Origin of the sequence: Pseudoxanthomonas mexicana (genome assembly GCF_014397415.1) — a bacterium.
Taxonomy (GTDB): Bacteria; Pseudomonadota; Gammaproteobacteria; order Xanthomonadales; family Xanthomonadaceae; genus Pseudoxanthomonas_A; species Pseudoxanthomonas_A mexicana.
The window spans coordinates 2,771,609-2,791,341 of sequence record NZ_CP060731.1; the positions used below are offsets into that span (position 1 = coordinate 2,771,609).

At 63.5% G+C, this 19,733-nt stretch carries 18 protein-coding genes; 12 read left to right on the forward strand and 6 right to left on the reverse strand.

Translation table 11 applies throughout. The annotated features are described in order from the left end of the window. Positions 1–8: 8 nt before the first annotated feature. Positions 9–2,279: an anti-phage 6A-MBL system cap2_3 protein gene (gene cap2-3 / locus IAE60_RS12990; RefSeq protein WP_187572581.1), complete on the reverse strand. Its 2,271-nt coding sequence runs from the start codon at positions 2,277–2,279 to the stop codon at positions 9–11. A 3-nt stretch (positions 2,280–2,282) separates the two neighbouring features. Beyond that, a complete protein-coding gene (mblB, locus tag IAE60_RS12995) occupies positions 2,283–3,452 on the reverse strand; it encodes an anti-phage 6A-MBL system MBL-fold protein (protein WP_187572582.1) in 1,170 nt (389 codons plus the stop codon). Positions 3,453–3,570: 118 nt separating this feature from the next. Between mblB and IAE60_RS13000 the strand changes: the two genes are divergently transcribed. The 4 genes from IAE60_RS13000 to IAE60_RS13015 all read left to right on the forward strand — a co-directional run bounded on the left by IAE60_RS13000 (position 3,571) and on the right by IAE60_RS13015 (position 9,570). After that, positions 3,571–4,476, forward strand: a complete 906-nt coding sequence (locus IAE60_RS13000; protein ID WP_054665610.1) for a helix-turn-helix transcriptional regulator — start codon at positions 3,571–3,573, stop codon at positions 4,474–4,476. Between the two features lie 68 nt (positions 4,477–4,544). Then, entirely contained in the window at positions 4,545–5,222 is a 678-nt protein-coding gene (locus tag IAE60_RS13005) for a hypothetical protein (RefSeq protein WP_054665609.1), read from the forward strand. A 59-nt stretch (positions 5,223–5,281) separates the two neighbouring features. Then, positions 5,282–8,938: an SIR2 family protein gene (locus IAE60_RS13010; protein ID WP_082393990.1), complete on the forward strand. Its 3,657-nt coding sequence runs from the start codon at positions 5,282–5,284 to the stop codon at positions 8,936–8,938. Between the two features lie 29 nt (positions 8,939–8,967). Further along, on the forward strand, positions 8,968–9,570 hold the full coding sequence (locus IAE60_RS13015) for a hypothetical protein (protein ID WP_162486410.1): 603 nt from the start codon (positions 8,968–8,970) through the stop codon (positions 9,568–9,570). Positions 9,571–9,645: 75 nt separating this feature from the next. On the opposite strand, the gene IAE60_RS13020 is transcribed toward IAE60_RS13015, so the two are convergent. Next, positions 9,646–10,737, reverse strand: coding sequence for a tyrosine-type recombinase/integrase (locus IAE60_RS13020; RefSeq protein ID WP_054665599.1), 1,092 nt, complete (start codon positions 10,735–10,737; stop codon positions 9,646–9,648). A 104-nt stretch (positions 10,738–10,841) separates the two neighbouring features. On the opposite strand from IAE60_RS13020, the gene IAE60_RS13025 reads away from it, so the two are divergent. From IAE60_RS13025 to IAE60_RS13055, 7 genes are all read left to right on the forward strand, one after another. Next, complete coding sequence (locus IAE60_RS13025) at positions 10,842–11,771, forward strand: DNA-binding protein (protein WP_187572584.1); 930 nt, start codon at positions 10,842–10,844, stop codon at positions 11,769–11,771. A gap of 40 nt (positions 11,772–11,811) precedes the next feature. Further along, entirely contained in the window at positions 11,812–12,429 is a 618-nt protein-coding gene (locus IAE60_RS13030) for a hypothetical protein (RefSeq protein ID WP_187572585.1), read from the forward strand. After that, entirely contained in the window at positions 12,408–12,704 is a 297-nt protein-coding gene (locus IAE60_RS13035) for a hypothetical protein (RefSeq protein WP_187572586.1), read from the forward strand. The genes IAE60_RS13030 and IAE60_RS13035 overlap by 22 nt, the downstream gene beginning before the upstream one ends. Positions 12,705–12,981: 277 nt before the next feature. Continuing rightward, the gene (locus IAE60_RS13040; protein ID WP_187572587.1) at positions 12,982–13,527 is read left to right on the forward strand and encodes a hypothetical protein; all 546 of its coding nucleotides are present in this window, start codon (positions 12,982–12,984) and stop codon (positions 13,525–13,527) included. After that, positions 13,528–13,737 carry a hypothetical protein gene (locus tag IAE60_RS13045; protein ID WP_187572588.1) on the forward strand — a complete coding sequence of 70 codons (210 nt, stop codon included), beginning with the start codon at positions 13,528–13,530 and terminating at the stop codon, positions 13,735–13,737. A gap of 117 nt (positions 13,738–13,854) precedes the next feature. Beyond that, entirely contained in the window at positions 13,855–14,403 is a 549-nt protein-coding gene (locus IAE60_RS13050; RefSeq protein WP_187572589.1) for a cytochrome b, read from the forward strand. Between the two features lie 22 nt (positions 14,404–14,425). After that, on the forward strand, positions 14,426–15,781 hold the full coding sequence (locus IAE60_RS13055) for a substrate-binding domain-containing protein (protein ID WP_187572590.1): 1,356 nt from the start codon (positions 14,426–14,428) through the stop codon (positions 15,779–15,781). Positions 15,782–16,071: 290 nt separating this feature from the next. Here IAE60_RS13055 and IAE60_RS13060 read toward each other — a convergent pair whose 3' ends face one another. Next, a complete protein-coding gene (locus tag IAE60_RS13060; protein ID WP_244966573.1) occupies positions 16,072–16,866 on the reverse strand; it encodes a hypothetical protein in 795 nt (264 codons plus the stop codon). Between the two features lie 163 nt (positions 16,867–17,029). On the opposite strand from IAE60_RS13060, the gene IAE60_RS13065 reads away from it, so the two are divergent. Continuing rightward, on the forward strand, positions 17,030–17,299 hold the full coding sequence (locus IAE60_RS13065; RefSeq protein WP_187572591.1) for a helix-turn-helix domain-containing protein: 270 nt from the start codon (positions 17,030–17,032) through the stop codon (positions 17,297–17,299). A gap of 29 nt (positions 17,300–17,328) precedes the next feature. Here IAE60_RS13065 and IAE60_RS13070 read toward each other — a convergent pair whose 3' ends face one another. Together IAE60_RS13070 and IAE60_RS13075 are read right to left on the reverse strand one after the other, a co-directional pair. Beyond that, a complete protein-coding gene (locus IAE60_RS13070; protein ID WP_187572592.1) occupies positions 17,329–18,993 on the reverse strand; it encodes a phosphoethanolamine transferase in 1,665 nt (554 codons plus the stop codon). Next, positions 18,990–19,706 carry a phosphatase PAP2 family protein gene (locus IAE60_RS13075; protein ID WP_187572593.1) on the reverse strand — a complete coding sequence of 239 codons (717 nt, stop codon included), beginning with the start codon at positions 19,704–19,706 and terminating at the stop codon, positions 18,990–18,992. The genes IAE60_RS13070 and IAE60_RS13075 overlap by 4 nt, the downstream gene beginning before the upstream one ends. Positions 19,707–19,733 lie beyond the last annotated feature (27 nt).

Consider the following 19,733-nt stretch of genomic DNA (forward strand, 5'->3'; position numbering starts at 1 on the left):
GTATTGGGCTATACGTCGATGCAAGAGCCTAATGAAATGCTCAAATCGCGCTCTCCGACAATCAGCATGACGCCGGGAATACCATCTGAAGCTAAAGCCGTGGCCAGATGCGCGAGGAGTTCGACGTCCAAGCTACTGGGAGTGGCAACGACACCGCGCGGGTGGGAGTGCCATTCGCCGATGTAATCGACCATCCTCGCCGTCCGGGCCAAACAATCCCGCCGGGCTTGCGTGACGCCATCTCGTCCTCGCGTGAAGCCTTCGGGGCTTGAGGAGCTATCCAACGGCGCGCTTAGCGCATCCACCAAGTGGATCGTGCGCAACTTGTGGTCCGTCACGCCCAGCAAAATGCCTCCGGTTTCGTTGGGAAGCGAACGCGCACGCAGAGCGCGCAGGTGCTCATCGAGTCCGTCGTCCCAGTAGATCTTCCAGTTTCCGCATGCCAGCTGCCGCATGTCACGGACGGGCACGTCATGGAATGACACGGCCCCACTCTCGCTATCTGCGCTCCAGACTCCGATCGAGGCAGTAGTACCGTTTGCCGATTGCCGTAGGCGACGCGATAGCAGCGCGGCGTGAAGCAGGATACTTTCTGCTGACATCACCAAAGAATGGTCACGACACCCTGCACCTGTGCGTCGTACCGCAGATTCAGTGGTTAGATGACCGGCACCCCAGGAAGATCGCAATACTGCCCGGTAGTACTGAGCCTCTAGCGAAGCCGCTCGCACGCGCCGCGCCGCATCTTCGAGCAGCAGTACCGATGCCTGCCCGGACGGAGTGAGAAAAACCGACGCCGTGCGCGGAACGTCGCGCTCGGACCAATCCCGGGGTACCGACAGCGTCGTGGTCGCATCAACCAGCAGGCTGGCGCGAGCGATTGCGGTCGCCAGGGCTGCCTCATCGCCAGCGTTGGCTTTTACTGGAAGATCGTTCGAGTCGGAGCATGATTCGCCCAGCGTAGCCGCCGTCAGCTCCCGAACCACGTCGACCTTCGGTCGCCCCACATCGCCTTGGCGTGCAAGGTGGCGGATGGGGTTGTGAGGTTCGATCAGATCGGGGTCCACATAGTCCCAGCAGCCCCAACCCGAACGGGCCCAGAGATCAGCCAAGGTGCTGCCCAGCGCGCCTACACCAGCCAATAGTCCCCGAAACTCGCCAGCGCCTTCGCTGATACCCGACCAGTGCCGCGCGCTTGCGCGCGTAGTACTCTCCCGCAAGTCCACCGGCATCAGGCCGATTTGCGACCAAACCCCATCGCTGACAGCCGCAGTTTGCGCTGTGTTTAGTTGATGGAAAGGAAATGCAGGGCCATTCGGCTGGGTTTGCTGCAACACACCCAGTGCCAAGCCCAAACCGGCGAGGTCCGCGTCCAACAAAAAGCCCAGCACATCGATGCGTTCACGGACGTTTTCGCGTAGCCGCGGAATGCGCAGCAACAACATGACTTTCTTGCGCGTCTCTCCCTTGGCAGGAGTCGCGCCGTCGCGTGCCTTCGCGCAAATAATTTCCGTCAACGCTGGAAACAATGAGGTGCCGACTCGCTCCAGTAGGCCTTGCAACTGCCCCAGCGTGGTTGGCGGCGCCTGGATGGGCGGATGGGCGACTCCATCGAGTGCGATACTCAACACCTGGAAGGGCAGGGCCGAGGAAACTGCTGGATCGCGGTCATCTACCGTACCGATCAGCACGATACGCTGCGGACTCCCGGGTGCTCGGTGCAGTCGCAACTCATGTCTGGGGCTATCAATTTCAGCGGCGAAGTTGGCGGGTAATACGAGTTGGATGCCGGAGCCATAAAACACCTGCTCGAGCGCTTGATCCTGCGCGTGGAGCGTGCCGTCTGCTGTTTTTTCCAACCAACGCAGAATTTGCGCCAACAGCTTGGGGGCCGTCCAACTACGCTCGACCGTGTCCCAATCCTGTTCGTACAGGCACAGGGATTTGGGGGTACCTGACTCAACTCCGTTCTGATGCAATGTATCGGGAAAGTCTAGACGCAGCGCACGGACCTGGAATGGGATCCCGTTCTCGTTCTGGTAGTAGAGAGCGAGTCGTTCCCGACGATGGATGCCCGCCTCGTTGCGAGGCGCCACCGTACCATCGCCCGCTTCGACCACGATTAGGTCGAAGCTCGTATCACCCGAGACACGCCGCAACTCCCGCACTTCGATATCGGGGTGAGTCTGGCACGCACTAAGCAATGTCCGCAGCCGCTCATCCTGCAACAGTGCCGGGTCGACTTCCGGCAGCGGCTCCCCCAACTCGAAGTACGCCATGCCTCAGCCCGCGCGAGGCGCTGCAGCGGCAGCAACCGAAGCCACGGCCGAAGATCGTGCGGCCTTCTTTCGCGCCCCCGCCGCCGTGATCTCGATCTCCAGCGGCTCCGGCGCCCAACTCTTCGGGTGTTCGCCGGTGCAGAGAAACATGCCGGAGGCACTTGAGAGAATGTCTTGGTACTCGCGCTTGGCACGGATGCAGGGCGGATCCGCGTCATCGTCCTTAATCGGCTTGGAACTCGCCACCACAAAAGCGCCAAACCGGGCCTGGCCAAGGGCCGCCCGCGCGTCGGGCGCCACCTTGGCTTCTTCACCCAATTGCGACCAGCTGTCGTATGACAGGGAATGCCAGGAGCAGTGGTGCGGAGCCTGCAGCACGTCGTAGGCGAGTACATCCGGGGTGTGTTTGTGACGTTCCCACACACGTTCCCAAATCGCCACTTCCGCGTCGCCCCCGGTCAAGAACCGGCAACTGTCCGGACGCAGTGTCGAGGATGCCAGTTGCATGTTGAGGATGGTGCTGGAGTGATTCTTGCTCAACAGCTCCTCGTCATCGTCGTCTTGACAGGGCAGGGGCGCCAGCAAATGAGCCTGGAAGTGGGCATTCGCATTTCCGTTGATGCGATTGAAGTACTCCCCCGCGCGCACGAGGATCGCTCCGAGATCGTCGGTTTTACCGTTCTCGTCCTCGCCCAGGATCAAGATGCGTTCGCCGTCGGCATTACCGATGCCATCCCGGAAGCATTGGACCCGGCGCTTGGCTTCGCGGTTGAACGCTTTGGCATCCGAACACAGCGTGTGGTACTTGGAGGCGCGACGAAACACCAGCGGGGATGACCAGATCTCCCGGATCACGATCTTCTTCTCAGCGTCGGGCTTCTTGTCGTCGGGGTAGTCCGACAGCGGCCCCAGGTGGAAGTGGGTCTCCAAGCCGCTGCAGTGATCCTTGTCGGGATGGCTCAGCAGGAAGGCGTCCACGTAAGGTCGGCCCTGTGCATCACGCGGCAGCCGTTCGCGCAGGTCGCCGGCAACGTCGCGGGCCGCATCATCCGGGTCGTCGGCCGCCGTGCGAATGTTCACATCGACGAGCACAGCGGTCGCGTTGCTATCGGCCAGGCGAACGAGGGTCATGTCGCCGCAGCCAACGGGGAAGAAGGTGATCGAAGCGCTCATTCAGCGAGTACCTTTTTGGATGTAGCGGGCTTTGTGGCCGCGGTCCGGGCTATAATACGTCCAGTCATTGGATGCGTCTAGTGAGTGGATGTGAAATTTAGGCAAGAAGGAAATATTGATGAAAAACAATGAGATAGCGATATCACCCCCCGGCAAGCGCGGGCGATGGGGGCAGGAGCGCCGTCTAGAGTTCATTGATTCCAGGCTCTACTGGGAAGGGCGGCTCAACCGGGGCGCCTTGACCGACTTCTTCGGCATTTCGGTGCAGCAAGCCTCGCTGGACCTCGCCGAGTACATGCGAGTGGCTCCCAACAACACCATCTATGACCTGTCCCAGAAGACGTATCTGGCGACCGAGCAGTTCCAGCCGGTCTTCACCGATCCGAGCAGTGCCCGCTATCTGGCCGAACTCTATGCACTGACTACGGGCGTGCTAGCGGCGGATATCAGCTTTCTCGGCTGGACCCCCAGCGCCGACATCGTGCGCCACCCGACGCGGTTGGTTCCGCACGCGGTGCTCCGCCAAACCTTGGCAGCCATTCGGGAGCGGCGCAGCCTCAAGATCACCTACCAAGCAATGGGACGAGCGGAACCCACGGAACGGGTGATCAGCCCGCATGCATTGGGCTACGACGGCTACCGCTGGCATGTGCGTGGCTACTGCCATTTGCGACGCGACCACCGCGACTTCGTCTTCGCGCGGATCCTTGCGTTGTCCGTTGGAGATTTATCGGATGTAGATGCTCAAGCGGATGTCGAGTGGCATCGCATCCTGGACGTGGTTATTGCGCCCAATCCAGCGTTGACCGCCGCACAGCAACGCGTCATCGAACTGGATTATGGAATGGCCGAGGGGCAGTTGATTGTAAAGACGCGTCAAGCTTTGGGCTTTTACCTGCTGAAGCGCTTGGGACTGACGCAGCCACCCGCACCGGCGCGAGCCCACGAGCAGCAGATCGTGTTAGTCAATCGTGATGCGCTGATTCCGTATTTGCCGCAGCTTGCATCTGGCAGCGGCGAATGATGTCAGCGCGCGAACCCGTCCCTTACCCGTGAACCGCTGCGGTTCGCATCCTCGTTAACAGGCCGGCCATGGATAGCAAAATTCCGTTTACCTCGTATGACTTCTGGGCTTACTTGTCAGCGGGATTCTTGCTGCTTTTCGTAGGGGACTACGTAATCGGCGCGCACATGTTTAGCCGCACGTCGTGGACGCTGGTACAGGGAGTTGTGGCAGTGTCCGCTGCCTATGCGGTGGGGCAGTTGGTTGCCAGCGCTTCGGCGTGGATGTTTGAACGAGGCCTTGTCGGGCGATGGCTGGGTTACCCGCGCAATGTACTGTTCGGAAACGCCCGTGCGAGTCGTTGGCTGCGTCGGGCGCTACCGGGGTATTTCCACGCATTACCCGACGAAACCCGACGGGCTGCGCTAGCGCGCGCCCGAGCCGCGGGCATTGATGATGCCGGGGAGGCACTGTTCTGGGCGGCGTATGGGCATGCTCGGTCATCACCGGTGGTGATGGGACGGCTGGACAACTTCCTGAACTTGTACGGCTTCTGCCGTAACACCGCGCTGGTGGCGTTCTTGGATGCGGGGTTACTGGTAGCTCACTACCAGTGGGGCGGGGGCAGTAGCAAAGACGTCTACTTCGCCGGCGTGGCAATTGTCGCTGGCGCGGGCCTGTTGCTGCGCTACCTAAAGTTCTTCCGCCACTTTGCGGTAGAGCTGTTTACCGCTTACGCAGTGGCGGATGGCTCTGCTCCAAGATGACCTTTCCCTCTCTCGCGGACACTACAGTCAGCAACGCTTCAAACGACCAAGGATGATGCATGCGCTTTGTTGATGCGGGGCCTGACATTCCGTACGACCTGATCGTGGGTCAAGAACGCGGCGAGACTATCTTCGTTTGCGGTGCGGGCGTGTCACGCACCGCCGGCCTCCCGCTTTTTCATGGACTGGTGGAGGACGTTTATCGCCGGCTGGGGGAAAACTGGACCCACCATCCCGCCGAACGGGCGGGCATGGCTCCGGACGGCAAGCTGTACGGTCAATATGACCGTGTACTTCGATGCCTGGAACGACGGCTGTCTGCCTCGGATGCGCCGCGCAACCGAAATATGAAGGAACGCATTCGCGCGGCAGTGCGTGAAGCTCTCGCGCCACCGCAGGGGACGGATCTATCCAATCATCTGGCTCTACTGGAACTGTCACGGGACGCTGAAGGACAAGTGCGTCTGCTCACCACCAACTTCGACACACTATTTGAACGGGCTTGGCAGGCCGCCCATCACAACAACATTCCCAGCCACGCGGGCGTGGCGCTTCCCCAGCCCAAGACTGTTGCGTTCAGCGGAGTACTGCACCTCCACGGCCGACTTGCCGACGCTTCGGCCCAAGTGACAGAAACCGATTGGGTGCTGACCAGCGCCGAGTTCGGTGATGCCTATCTACGCTCGGGATGGGCCTCCCGGTATGTATATGACCTGGTGCGAGGGCACACGGTGGTTCTGGTCGGCTATCAAGCCGAAGACCCACCCATGCGCTACTTGCTGGAGGCGTTGGAAGCGGATCGCGAACGCTACCCAGACCTGAAGAAGGTCTACGCCTTTGGGCACTACGAAGCAGGTGAGCGTGAACTAATCGAGGCGCTATGGCGCGCCAAAGGCGTCGAACCCATCCTCTATCAAGTCGAGCATCACGATCACTCTGCGCTTTACAACACGTTGCAGGAATGGCGACGTTATGCCGACGATCCCACCGCCTGGCGAAGCGAACAGTTGAGAGGAATGCTGGATGCCCCGCCGACTACGGACGAGCAGATCCAACGTTGTCTCGCCTTGTTGAACCGGGGAGACGCCCAGCAGCTTCTGGGCGAATTGTCGCCAGTGGCTGCTTGGCTGCCCATTATCGTTGAAGCCGGGTTGCACAATGCCCAATTGCCCGACGTCTGGATTGCAAGCCGAATCAACGACTCCGAAATGATCCGAGCATGCGCCGGATTAGGGCCGCTCGACGAACCCACCCGTTGGCGGATCGAGCGGGCTTTGGACCAAGAAAATGTCGCTTTGACGCCCGCCCAAGAGCGAGCGTGGCGGCTCTTGCTGGGCCTGCGGCCGCAATCGGACGGTGGGGCCGCGAGTAGTGACTGGTACGACTGGGTACCATTGATCCGTCGTGGCCAAACGCATTTGCAAGCGCGGCAGATCGTGGCCCGCATCGTGCAACCTCGCTTGAAGATCGGCAAGGTCTTTCATTGGCACGATGAAGATGCCACTGATGGCGCTGGCGGTGAGACGCTGCACGACCTGCTTCGATTCGAACTTGAACCGGCCGATCATCCCGGGGCGATCGAAATCTTGGAGGTATGGCCCGACACGGCAGAGCAGGGCAGTGCGTTGTTCCGTACGCTCGATCGAGCCATCTTCGAGGCTCTGGAGCAGGCTTCGGACTTGGGACTGCTCGATGCCTGGGACACGGCAAGCCACGATGTCCCGTCTATTGCCCCCCACCCCCAAAACTCGGATCGTTCTGGATTCCAGCCTATCACCCGCGTTTTAGCGGAGCTTTGGCAGCGTGTCGCAGGCCACGATCCGACGCTGGCGCGCGTATTGATTGCACACTGGCCTGATGCTCCCTATCTGTTGCTTCGACGTCTCTATCTCTTCGCACTCGCCAACGAGGCTTACGCTTCCGGCGAGGTTGCAACGGCGATATTGGCTCTAGATGATGAGACCTTTTGGGATAGCGAAGCCCAAGTCGAAGTCATGCGCCTTTTGATAGCCCGTTGGCCGCAATGGACCCAGGTAGAACGCGAGGCACTGGAGCAACGTATTTGTCGGGGTGTTCCTGCGCAGTTGTATGTCGATGGTATTGCAGCCGACGTCGACCATTGGTCCTCGATCGTTGACAACTCCATCTTCCGGCGATTGAAACGGATCGAGGCGGCAGGCGGCCTGCTGACAGACGCTACGCGCACCGTGCTTGATCAAATCGCCGAGCGGCACCCCAAGTGGCAGCCGCAAGCGGGCGACCGGGATGACTTCGGCTCGTGGCATGAAATGCGTGTGGGGCCGGACGGCCATCCCGAGCTGTTGGCGGGAATTGCAGACGACCATTTGGTCCGGGAAGCATTCCGCCTTCAGCAGGAGCGGCAATACGACGAGGGAGATCTGTGGCGTGTGTTCTGTTCCGCCGATCCTGAGCGTGCCTTGCGCGGCCTCAAGCATGAAAGCGAGGGAGGTCAATGGGCACCGGAAGCTTGGCGATACCTCCTGTGGACAGCGAGCGAACAGGGAGACTTGGGGTTCCAGCGCGACCTGGCCGACCAAGTCCTCCAGATGCCGCCGGAGTCGTTAGGTGAGCTTCTGTCGGCGGCCAGTTCGTGGATCCAACGGCAGCGAGAGGCGCTATCGCAAGGGGATGCAGACAGTCACGCGCGTTTTTTCGCAGTGTGGGATAGCCTTTCCCACCTTGCCTATAACTCACCGGATGCAGGCCCGGTCGAGCATGGCTTTGGCGATGATCTGATTTCCGAGGCACTGAACCGATCCGGCGGCATACTGGCGGCTTCCTTGCTCGATGCGTTGGCCGCTACCCAGCCCGAGGCCGGCAGCGAATTGAATGCTGAGTTTTCCCCGCGGTTCGAGTGTCTAATCGCTGCCGGTAACCATGCTGGCTTACTAGCGCGCGTTTACATCATGCGAGCCTTAGCCTACTTGGATGCGATAGCGCCCGAATGGACCTCGCGCCACCTGCTGCCGCGGCTGGACTGGGCCCATCAAGAAGCATTTCCCCTGTGGCGCGCCTTCGCTCACGGCAAGATCGGCTCGGCGCGGCTGTTCAATGCTCTTCGCCCCGCCATGCTGGATGCATTCGAGCGCAAGGGCCTGCCCGAGAAGGAACTTGAGGGAGTCTTCTCAAAGCTTCTGAGTGTCGCGATTTGGCACCGCAAGGGGCAGGGCGGGGACTATATCGTCTCGCCGGCCCAGCTCAAGCATGCTCTGAGCATAGCGCCAAGCGAAGTTCGGCGGAACGTAGCTTGGAACCTATGGCGGATGATGGCTGACGAAACGATTGTCGATAAGGCCGCCCACTGGCGAGGAATGGTAGGCCCGCTGTTCTCCGACCTGTGGCCCTTGGACGTGAGGGCTCGCGGCGAGACCTCTTCTGAAAGGCTCGTGTTGATGGCCTTGGAGTGTGGAGCTGCATTTCCTGAAGCCGTGTCCGCAATTATGGACGTCCTGGTGCCCTATCAGCTCTACCGGATCGCCCATGCCTTGCGGCTTGAACGTCACCATCAGGATTTACTCCACGCGCATCCGCGTGCGTTCATTAGACTAGTCAATGCCCTGATCGACCCGACGAAGTTCCCAGTACCGAATGATCTGCCTGCCGTCCTGCAGGAATGTGTTGCGAGTGACGCAGGGGTCGTCGATGACCCCGCCTACATCCGGCTCAACGGCCTGCGGCGGCTACTTAATGCCTGAATAAAGACCTGCAAGAGAGGACAATGATGATGGGCGAAGCAGCACGACGAAAGGCTGCGATTGAAGCGCTAAAGACCAGGAACGTCCTCTGGCTGGCGTCATTGTCACCTGTAGAACATCTCATCGCCAATGCCGCACAACGGGCCTACGACGGCATTGTCATAGGTTTGGGCATGACTGAAGGCTGTTATCACTTGGCTTTTTTCTTGCGCGAATACATGCGCCTCCAGCACAGTATCGAGCTTGATGTAATTGTCGGATGGGTCAATGATGGCCAGTGGGACGGCGCGACCTCCCATGCTTGGCTCGAATACGAAGGGAAGAAGATCGATATCTCCTTGCACAGGACGTCGCACCCCGATGCCCAGCCACCCGGCGACTTGGTCGTCCTGGACCATGTGATCAGGAAAGGGGCAGTGACGTATCAATATTGGGTCGTTCTTCCTGAGCGAGCACGCCTTGCGCTGGAGCAGATGGAAGAAGACAGCCCGGAATTGTCGGCTCTCATCCGGAAGAAGGCTGACGAACATAAGCGAATGGTGGAGTTCTCAAAGTCGCCAAACGGCGCAGCTGAGTATCTAAGTCAAGCGCCATCCGAAGGTTCCTACACAGCGCTATTGCGACGGATGTAGACCGAGTTTCGATCGAAACTGTCCCGATTCGCTTAGTTCGATGCGAGACAGCTCATCTGCCTGTGACGTCGCACTTCAGGCCGAATCGTCCAACAAACGAGCTGCGGGATTGTCAGCCGCCCCTCCGGTCCGGAAATACCCCACGACACTCGACACCGACCGGTGCTCGGTCAGTTGCATGATCGCCGGCAGAGAAACACCCTGGCGGCTGGCCTCCGTCACGAACCCCGAACGCAGGCTGTGTCCGCCAAAATCCCCCTCCAGTCCGGCTAGGCGCGCCCTACGCTGCACGATCTCACCCACGGCGGCCGGGGAGAGGGCAGGGCCGATGCGCTGCTTCCAGAGCCGCCGGAAAATTGCCCCTTCGGTGATTCCCGATGCCTCCAACCAGTCTTCCAGCGCGAGGGCGGCCCGGTCGAGCACCGGCTTATCGGGGGTTGAGGAGGCTGTGACACCGGCCTGCTGGGTCTTGCTGTGCTCAAGGCGATAGATATAACCCTTGTCACCGATCCGACGCAGATCGCGCAGGTCGGCGGCCGCGATCTCGCTACGCCGGCGTCCGCCGCTGGCGAATCCGAAGCAGAGCAGGGCACGGTCGCGCAGCCCTTCCAGGCTGTCGTCGCAGGTGGCCAGCATTGCCTCGAGCTCGGCCAAGGTGATCGCGGTCTTTTTGCGGGGTCGCTCGCCGCGTTTGACCGAAGCACGGGCCGCACGGCTGAGCACGGTGCGGATCGCTGGCTGCTCGCAAGGATTGGGTTGCTGCTTAAGTCGGTGCGCGGTAGACAGTACCGCCACCCGATGCCGGACCGTGGACAAGGTCCAGGGACCGGGCTTGGCCTTCAGGCCGGCGGCCACCAGCGCTTGGTCAACGGCCGGCGGCAGTTCCCAGGCCAGCTCGCCGTCGGCGTTGCGCCGGACCACATGGTCGACCACGAACTGCAGGACAGCGGCCTCGGGCACCGGCAGGGTCAGTTCGATCCCGTAGCGCGCCGCGTGCCAACCGGCCCAATAGCGCAGCGCGCTGGTGTAGCTGCGGGTCGTGTTCTCGGCGGCCGCTTCGGCGAGCAGCTCGCGCACTGCGTCGGCGGCCTGTTGGGCCAATTGGTCGGGCAGGGTCAGGCTGACCGCCGGTTGCGCGAGAGTTGGAATCGCGGGAATATCTTTCATAGTATGTATGTTTTACTACGATTCTAAGCCCGTAACCACGATAATCATCACTTATCGTGAGTACGGAATCAACAGAGTAGGGCGCCCGCGTAGGAGGCACTTCCATGGCTCGAGGCATCACCGAATCCGACGTCCACACCGCCGCCGACGCGCTGGTCACCGCCGGCGAACGGCCGACCGTCGAGCGCATCCGCGCACACTTGGGCACCGGCTCGCCGAATACGGTCACCCGGTGGCTGGAGACCTGGTGGCAGGGACTCGGCGATCGGCTGCAGACGCAGCAAGGTCGCCTCGCGGTTCCGGACGCACCAGAGGCGGTCGCCACCCTGGCGGGGGAGTGGTGGGGTCTGGCGCTCGAACATGCCAGCGTCGCGGCGCTGGAGGCCCTTGCTGCCGATCGCTCCGCCCTGCAAGCGGAACAGCAAGCCCTGCAGCAGGAACGGGACGGCTTCGCCGCTAAAGTCACAGCCTTGCGTGGACAGGTGGACGCGGCGGCCCAAGCTGAGCGCCTGGCGTCTACTCAGGCTACCGAACTGCAGCGGCTGGCCAGCCGACTCGAGGGGCAAGTCGAAGAAATGGCCCGGCAGCGCGATGCGGCGCTCGCGCGGGCAGGAGAGGCGGAGAGCGCACGGCAGGCGGCCGACCTGCGGATCCAGACACTCCAGGATGCCGCCAGCGCCGAACGGGAAAGCCTCGCCCAGCATGTGCGGGCGGTCGAGGATCGTGCCCATGCGGAGATCGATCGCGCTCGGCAAGAGGCCAAAGAACTGGAAGCTCGCCTTGCAACAGTCACGAAGGAGCACGCGGCGATCACGAAGTCTCTCGTGGACACCGCAGAGCATGCAAAGTCGGTGGCTGCCGACGCTGTGCGGGAGGCAGGCGCCCAACTTGCCCGCGCGAATGCGCTTGAGGCGCAGTTGGCCAAGCTGCAAGATTTGCCTGCCGCCCTTGAAGCGGCGTGGCGCAGAAACGAAACGAAGCCTGCCGCCAGAAAGTCGTCGGCCAGGAAAGCAAAGGCGGTGCGTCACGGGTAGGTAATCCCAGCGCGAGACGAATACGATCGGGAGGAAGCAAATGAGTCGGGATGATGACGAACACTACGTCGCCAACAAGGTTCCCGGGCGGATCTATGGGTCTCGCGCTTTCAATGTCGACGGTTACGTCCGCACGGATCAGGCGCTGGAAAAGGTGGTACGCAAAGCGCGCTATCTAGATCGAGTTTTTCCCGACATCGATGGCGATGTACTTGGCATCGTGAGGCACGAGCAGGTATTGCGGACCACCCCGACCGGCAAACGGCAAGTCAAGTTGCTGCTAATCGAAGACCCGCGCGGCATAAGGACGCTGACGCTGCAGAACTTCGACATGAGCGATGGGAAGGATGCTCCCAGCAAGAACACTCATTTCTCCTTGATCGGGAACGAGATCGACGACCTGCTTGAGATCGCCTATCTCGCGAGAAACGCAGATTTTCAGGCGGATGGGAAATTCCGCATTGGCGTGAATCAGCTCCAGCGCATTGCCCTGACGCAAGATGCGGCGAAAGCCTTGATAGGCAAGGACACGAAGCTCATTGAGAGCATCCTGGAGAACGGTTCTATATCCGGAGGAGGTCGCCGCCCTCTTGGACACCGGCTTCGTGGCTCGGATATCCGCGGGACCACACGCTGGTGCTGTCGCGCACGGTGGTGATCGCGCGCAACGCGCCCAACCCGGTGCTCGCGCACAAGTTCCTCGACTACCTGCTGTCGGTGCGCGGGCAGCGCGTGATGGCCGCGCAGTGCGGGCTGCCGCCGATCCGCAAGGAACTCGACGGCGTGTACGAGCGGCTTGGCGTCAACGAATCGCAGATCGGCGTCCTGCGCCCGATCTCGCTCGGTCCCGGCCTGCTGGTCTACCTGGACCAGCAGAAGCGCCGGCAGATGCTGGGGGCCTGGCGCGCGATCCTGGGGTCCTCCCCGCGATGATGCGCGTGCGGCGCGCTTCGTTGCGGCGAGGATGCGGCCCGGCGACGCGTTCCGGGCGACGGCGGGGAAACCGATCCGGTCGCGGGGCGAGGGGGATCGCCCGCAATGGTTTTAGGTGGAACGATTCGCCGCGGGCGAGGTCCCGTCGCTGACAAACCGCTGACGGGGCAGGTCGGTCTGGTGTCAGGAATCGGTCGATACGCTCCATCCGCCGGCTTTCGTGCATGCATTGTCCGGTTTCGCACCCATCAGTGGCGGGTATCGGGAGGCCTGCGGCATGTCGAGACGGTTCGTCACCAGCGTCCTGATGATGCTTGCGCCCGGGCTGGCCGCACTCACGGCGCCGGGTCCGGCGATGGCGAGCGCGTACGAAGTCGGCGACACCGACATCGGCGCTGGGTGGAAGGTGAAGTTGCAGGTGGCCAGGCTCCGGTCCGGCGACGAACTGGGCTGGTCCCATCCCGAACTCGAAGTCGGCTGGGGATTCGCCGATTCCCTCGAGCTTGCCGTCGGCACCGGCTACGGCAGGATCGAGACGACGGGCGGGCCGCGACGGCATGGCCATCACGACGCGCGGGTGGCGCTGAAATGGGGCATCCGGCAGGAGTCTCCGGGAACCGTGGGCATCGCGTTCGAGCCGGACGTGACCTTGCCCACCGGCGACCGGGCCGCGGGCACGGGCGGGGACGGCGTGGAGCTGGCGCTGCCCATGCGCATCAGCCAATCCTTCGGGCGCGGCCGGCTGACGGCGCAGTTCGCCTACCTGCACGCGTTCGCGGACGACGCACGGATGCTGAGCCTCGGCGTCCTCTACGAGCACTAAGTGGCGACCGGACTCTGGGCCGGCGCGGAAGTCCTGCACGACCATGGGCTGGGCGAACAGGACGACCGGGAGCGGCGCATGGCGGTCGGGCTGCGCTGGCAGCGCTCGGAACGGTGGATGCTGTTCGGCGGCTACGGGAAAGGGCTGTATCCGGGCGACGCCGGGGACTCGTCCTCCGCGCGGATCGGCATCGAGTACGTGTTCGACTAGGGGAAAGAACAGGTGTCGTGCCGGGGGACGGCGACGAAGAAATCCCGGAAGCGATGTCGACGGATTCACATGGGTACCGGCCCTCCCGGATCAGGACATTGACGTGGAGCAACCGAAATGGGTGATGCAGACAAGACGTTGACGTTCAATCGCTGGTCCATCGCGCTGCATTGGGCGATGGTCGTCCTGTTCGTGCTGGTGTACGCCTTGATCGAGCTGCGCGTGCTGTTCGAGAAGGGAAGCGTGCCCCGCGACACCATGAAGAACCTGCACTTCATGTTCGGGCTGCTGATCTTCGCGCTGGTATGGTTGCGCCTGTTCCTGCGCCTGCGGTACCCCGCGCCGCCGATCGTTCCCGCGGTGCCGGCATGGCAGAGGCTGGCGTCGGGGAGCGTGCAGGTCGCCCTGTACGCCTTCATGATCGCCCAGCCGCTGATGGGCTGGATCGTGCTGAGCGCGGCCGGCAAGCCGATCCCGTTCTTCGGCCTGCACCTGCCCGCGCTGGTGGGGCTGGACAAGCCGTTCGCGGAGTCGGTCGAGCACCTCCATTCGACCGTGGGCAGGGTGTTCTACGCGGTCATCGGCCTGCATGCGCTGGCGGCGCTCGTCCACCACTACCTCTGGAAGGACAACACGCTGCGCCGCATGCTGCCCGGTCGGGCGTGAGCGTGCGATGCGGAAAGCGCTTGTGGCGCCGGCCCCGGCCCGCGACGCAGTGATCGGCGCGGGCGCTGGCGTGGCGAAACGATTGGCCTGCGGATGGCCGCCATCGGCGGCCGTGCCGAGCGCCTCCGCAACCGTCAATCCGAGCGCCTCCGCAATCGTCATTCCGAACGCCTCCACAATTGTCATTCCGAGCGCAGCGAGGAATCTGCTTCTCGCCAGACGATCAGGTCGCAAGAGCAGATTCCTCGCTGCGCTCGGAATGACAGCGGTGGTGTTCGTTGCCCCGGTTGCGAACCTTGCACCGGCGGCGGAGCCGGAGATCGCCGAGGTACCCCAAGGCGATCCGCGCGCGTTGCCGGAACCGGAAGCCTGGCGGCCGCCATTGGACGAGCGCCTGCCGGATTACGTGCCGTGTCGGAACGAGCACCGGCGCGTACTGTCGGGAAGCGCGCCGCCGATCCTGCCCGCGCTGGTCGAAGCCTGGATCGCGGGGTTCCGCGAGCGGCAGCCGCGCGTGTCATTCGAGATCGGCCCGCCCTGGCGTCCGCCGCAGGGGCGCCTCGACCCCGCGTTGCGGGGCTTCCTGGAAGGCCGCCGCGACTTCGCCTTCCTCTCGCGCGAGCCGTCGGTGGAGGACCAGCGCAACTTCGTCCGGCACCACGGCCACGCGCTGTGGGCGATCCCGGTGGCGATGGGCAGCTGGCGCCATTTCGGTTTCGTCGACGCGGTCGGGATCATCGTGCACGCCGACAACCCGGTCCGCTCGTTGGACTTCGCGCAGCTGGACGCGCTGTTCTCCGAAAGCCGCCTGCGCGGCCACCCGCCGGTGACCCATTGGGGCGAACTCGGCGTCGCGCAATGGGCGGGGAAGCCGGTCCACGTGGTCGGCGCGGCCGCGTGGCGGTCGGAGGAATCGGCGCGCGCGCTCACCATGCGGAAACAGGTGATGGAACCCGCAGGCAAGGACGGGCAGGGGCGCTGGCGACAGGACCTGGTCGCGGGCGCGCATACCGAGGCGCAGATCCCGGAGCAGGTGGCCGCCGACCGCTACGCGATCGGGTTCACCGGCCTCGGGCACCTCGCGCCCGGCGTGCGCGCGCTCGACCTCGCGGTCGAACCCGGCGCGCGCTCCGTGCCCGCGGACGCTTGGCATGCCGCCAGCGGCGAGTATCCGCTGGCACGCCCGCTCTACCTGCTGGTCGATCCTGCGCCCGGCAGGGGCGTGGATCCGGCGCTCGCGGAGTTCGCGCGCTATCTGCTCAGCCGCGAAGGGCAGCGGGCGGTGGCGGAGCAGGGCGTGTTCCTTCCGCTTCGCGAACGCCAGCTGGCGGAACACAGGCGGCGGCTGGACGTCATCGCGCCGGCCTGCGATCGCTGAGGACGGCAATCCGGCGGGAACGCTTGCGCGTCGAAACCACCCGCGTTGACACGACGCACGTCCGGCGCGGCTTGTTGCATCGCAATGTCAGTTGTTCGACAGCAACGCGTGCTTAGTATCCGCCCACGCTCGGCGATGTCCGGGCGCGGATGGCGAGGTGGGGCGGGCGCCCGCCGCCACGCATCGGCCACCAACGACGGTCTGGGGAGCGGACAGTGCTGACATTGCTCGGTTTCGGGATGGTGCGGGAGGCATAAAGACACCTGCCGCCAGCTTGTACGACGCAGGGGCTAACCCCCACGTTGACCCGTCCAGTAGGTCCATTCCATCGGCACGACGCGCTCGATGAACAGTTGCGCTACTGCGGAGCTCGGCACAGGCTGGAAAGGTGTAAACATGCCCAAGTGCGGCGGTCCACTGATGACATAGCGCAGGCGCTTGTGAATCTCCTGGAAGATCGCTTCCCTGACGCTGGCCCCATCCGGCGCGCTTTGACGTAGCGCCACCGACGCACCTTGGCGCACCGCGGCCCAACAGCAGTACCGCCATCGCGCAATGGGCAGGCCCGACGGCGCTGAGGCGAACACAAAGCCCAGATCACGCGCCCACCCCGTATCGAACTGGTGCTTGCGCAGCTGCTGCTCGAAGAACTGTTCGGTCTCCCACAGCGCCAGTTCCTCCCACAGCGCAGTGCGTTCCTGCGTGAGCGCATCCTCATCGGCCAGCTCGCCGAGCTGGTCTTCCAGGGTGGCCAGCAAGTGCGTCCGTTCGTGTGTAGACCACGCATAGGCCCACTGCAGGTCTTCCATGGGGGTTACCTCGGCGTCCGGACGGATCTGCCAGCGATCGGCCGGCCAGGGCACCTGGATCAGCGCCCGGCTCTGCAGGGCATCGAGCACACGCACCGCGGCACTGCGCGTGGGGGCCAACGGGATGCGCTGGGCCTGGGCTTTGAGCAATGCGGCCAGGAACAGCGCTCCGCGAAGCCCCAGCTCGTCGAGCGTGGCGATACCGCCGGGCCTGGCGGTGTGGCTGGCCGAGCCAGCGGTGCCGGTGCCGGCGGGACGGCCTGTTGCGCGGGTCATGACACCAAAAACTCTGGCAGTGGCGGTTGCCCAAAAACTAAGGATATCTTAGTATGCAAGGCAGGGTACATCCGCCATCCTTATGGGGTTTCCATAGGGTGCGCGCGTACCTGTGTCCGTCGACTCACTACCGACCTTTGCCCGACGCCTGAAACAAGCCCGCATGTACACGGGCCTGTCGCAGAAGGACGTGGGCATCCGGGCAGGTCTGGATCCTCACGTGGCCAGCCCCCGCATCAACCAGTACGAGCGTGGCACGCACGAACCCAAGCTGGAGACCGCCGAGCGGCTGGCCCAGGCCTTGGGCGTTCCGGCCGCCTTCCTGTACACCAACGACGACCTGCTGGCCAAAGTGCTCCTGCGGTGGGCCTCTTTGACCAAGCAGCAGAAGCGCGAGTTGGTGAAGCTGATCGAAGCCGTCCCGGAGAAGTAGCCAAGGACGGCTGGGCCAGTGCGCTGTCCTCAGGACCCCGGCGCCCGGCAGGACCGATACAGGTCCTGGTCCGGTTGGTACAGGGCCGTACGCACATCAGTCAGGCCCAGCAAGGTATGGAACAGGTTGTCGTGGCTGTAGGCGGCACTGGCGTTCTGGCGGACACAATGTAGGTCCAGGCGCGTGTGCTGCTGCCAGCCATGGGAGAACCAGGCCACCATCGGCACCTGCAGTTGTTCCTTCGGCGCAATGGCGTAGGGCATGCCATGCAGGAAGAGTCCATTCTCGCCGAGCGATTCGCCGTGATCGGAGACGTAGATCATCGCCGTGTCGTAGTCCGACATCTGGGCCAAGGCATCGATCGTGTTGCCCAGGACGTGGTCGGTGTAGAGCAGGGCGTTGTCGTAGGCATTAACGATCTGCTCGCGCTCACACCGTCCCAGATCCGAGGTCGTGCACTCGGGCGTGAACCGCGCGAACTGGCGGGGGTAGCGCTCGGCATAGGTGGGGCCGTGATTGCCCAGCATATGCAGCACGATCACCTGGTCGCCGCGGTGGGTCCGCGCTTGCTGGGCCAGGTCCTTGACCAAGATCTGGTCGTAGCAGCGATTGCCCTCGCAGACATCGGCGTCGGTGCGGGCGTGCAGATCCTGGATCTCCAGACCACTGCACACGCCTTTGCATCCGGATTGGTTGTCGCGCCAGAGCACCCGCACCCCGGCCCGTTGCAGGACGTGCAGCACGGACTGGTGGCCGCGGATCGCCTTCTCGTTGTAGTCCTTGCGCCCATAGGGAGAGAACATGCACGGCAGGGAAACTTCGGTGCTGCTGCCGCAGGCGCTCACGTGGGGATAGTTCACGACATTGCGCTTGGCCAGGGCAGGGGTCGTCTGGCGGGTGTAACCACTGAGTCCCCAATTGGCGGCCCGCGCGGTTTCGCCCACCACCAGTACCAGCAGGCGTGGCTTGCGCGTGCCGGCGGCCGGACGCTGGACCGCATCCTCGCCGATCGGTAGCTGCACCCGGGCCTTGCCCGGAGGCTCCTCGCTGATGACCTTGGCCAGGGACACCACCACGTTGGCCGGAGTCACCAGGTAGCGCACTTCACGCTGGTTGCGCAGGAACGAGCTCAAGGCCTGCAGCGACGTGGCCGCGCCTAGTGCTCCCAGCAGGGCCATGGCCACCAGCAGTCCCACGCGGGCCAGAAGCGCGCGGGCCCACGGTCGGCGGGTCAGCTCGATGCGACTCACCAGCAGTATCGCTGGCGCCGCCGTCACCAGCGGGATGAGTAGGTCCCAGCCCAGCAGGTCGTGCGCCTCGCGCCAATCGGTCTTGATCACGTTGCGGACCATATCGGCGTCAATGTAGATGCCGTAGGCGCTCATGTAGTGGCCCGCCATGGCGGCCAGCACGATCAGCACCATCAGCGTGGCGCGCCACAGGCGAGGCCACAGCAGCAAGGCCAGCAAGAAGCCGTTGACCGCGGTGATCAGGACCGCCAGGGAGAAGACCCAGCGGATCTGGATCGGGGAGGGCACGGCCGCCTTCCAGAACATCGCATTGCTGGCCAAGGTGAAGTACACGCTGGCCCACAGGATCATCGCTTCGCTGCTCAAGCGCAGGCGCCAGGCCCACACCGCCCGCAAATGATCGCCCCAAGCAGCCGGGGCCAAGGTCTTGAGCGCCGCGCTCATACCGCGCTCCTTTCAGAGGGGCGCGCCAGCAATTCAACCGCGCAGGCCACCCACCAGCACAGCGTCAGGCTGGCGATGTCGTGGGAGAGGAAATGGGCCCCGCGTACTTGCTGGGCCAGGCCAAAGCTCAGTCCCAGCAGCAGCCCGATGGCCAGGCCGGCCCAGCGCCATGACGGCCGTACCGCGGCAAAGAAGAAGTACAAGCCGATCCATGCAAAGCCCGTGGCGGCATGGGCGGCAGGGAAGCACTTGGGCGAGCCGAGGATTTCCGGGCGCGGTGTAAGCAGGGAAATGAACGGTCGGGTGCCATCAAAGGCACTGAGGTCCCACGGACAGTCCATGTGGGTCGTGGCCTTGAGCACTCCAATCACGATCGTGCACAGCAGCGTGGTCAGCAGCAGGCGAGCCAATGGCGCGTGCCAACGCAAGCGCGCTCGTTGCGGCCAGCGCACCAGCAGCAGCGCCAAGGCGGTCACCCACGCCAGCATGCTGAGCATGCGGCCGCCGCGATGCAGGAGCGATTCCAACAGCCAATGCTGCTTGAGCGACCAGTGGCCGCCCTGTAGCTCCAACAACGCGTGCGCCAGCGGGAAGTCGGCCCGCTGGGCTAGCAGGTACAGCGCGATCAGGACGAAGGAGGAACCGGCCAGCAAGGCCAGCAGGGAGCGACGTGCGGGCAAAGCCATCGCGCGCGAGCTGGAGACAACCAACATGAGCACACAGGGGGTGGGAAACGATGG

Bases quoted from the DNA above. Each gene is read 5' to 3' on its own strand.
- cap2-3 (WP_187572581.1), bottom strand. From the start codon at position 2,279: ATGGCGTACTTCGAGTTGGGGGAGCCGCTGCCGGAAGTCGACCCGGCA.
- mblB (WP_187572582.1), bottom strand. From the start codon at position 3,452: ATGAGCGCTTCGATCACCTTCTTCCCCGTTGGCTGCGGCGACATGACC.
- IAE60_RS13000 (WP_054665610.1), top strand. From the start codon at position 3,571: ATGAAAAACAATGAGATAGCGATATCACCCCCCGGCAAGCGCGGGCGA.
- IAE60_RS13005 (WP_054665609.1), top strand. From the start codon at position 4,545: ATGGATAGCAAAATTCCGTTTACCTCGTATGACTTCTGGGCTTACTTG.
- IAE60_RS13010 (WP_082393990.1), top strand. From the start codon at position 5,282: ATGCGCTTTGTTGATGCGGGGCCTGACATTCCGTACGACCTGATCGTG.
- IAE60_RS13015 (WP_162486410.1), top strand. From the start codon at position 8,968: ATGGGCGAAGCAGCACGACGAAAGGCTGCGATTGAAGCGCTAAAGACC.
- IAE60_RS13020 (WP_054665599.1), bottom strand. From the start codon at position 10,737: ATGAAAGATATTCCCGCGATTCCAACTCTCGCGCAACCGGCGGTCAGC.
- IAE60_RS13025 (WP_187572584.1), top strand. From the start codon at position 10,842: ATGGCTCGAGGCATCACCGAATCCGACGTCCACACCGCCGCCGACGCG.
- IAE60_RS13030 (WP_187572585.1), top strand. From the start codon at position 11,812: ATGAGTCGGGATGATGACGAACACTACGTCGCCAACAAGGTTCCCGGG.
- IAE60_RS13040 (WP_187572587.1), top strand. From the start codon at position 12,982: ATGTCGAGACGGTTCGTCACCAGCGTCCTGATGATGCTTGCGCCCGGG.
- IAE60_RS13050 (WP_187572589.1), top strand. From the start codon at position 13,855: ATGGGTGATGCAGACAAGACGTTGACGTTCAATCGCTGGTCCATCGCG.
- IAE60_RS13060 (WP_244966573.1), bottom strand. From the start codon at position 16,866: ATGACCCGCGCAACAGGCCGTCCCGCCGGCACCGGCACCGCTGGCTCG.
- IAE60_RS13065 (WP_187572591.1), top strand. From the start codon at position 17,030: ATGTACACGGGCCTGTCGCAGAAGGACGTGGGCATCCGGGCAGGTCTG.
- IAE60_RS13070 (WP_187572592.1), bottom strand. From the start codon at position 18,993: ATGAGCGCGGCGCTCAAGACCTTGGCCCCGGCTGCTTGGGGCGATCAT.
- IAE60_RS13075 (WP_187572593.1), bottom strand. From the start codon at position 19,706: ATGTTGGTTGTCTCCAGCTCGCGCGCGATGGCTTTGCCCGCACGTCGC.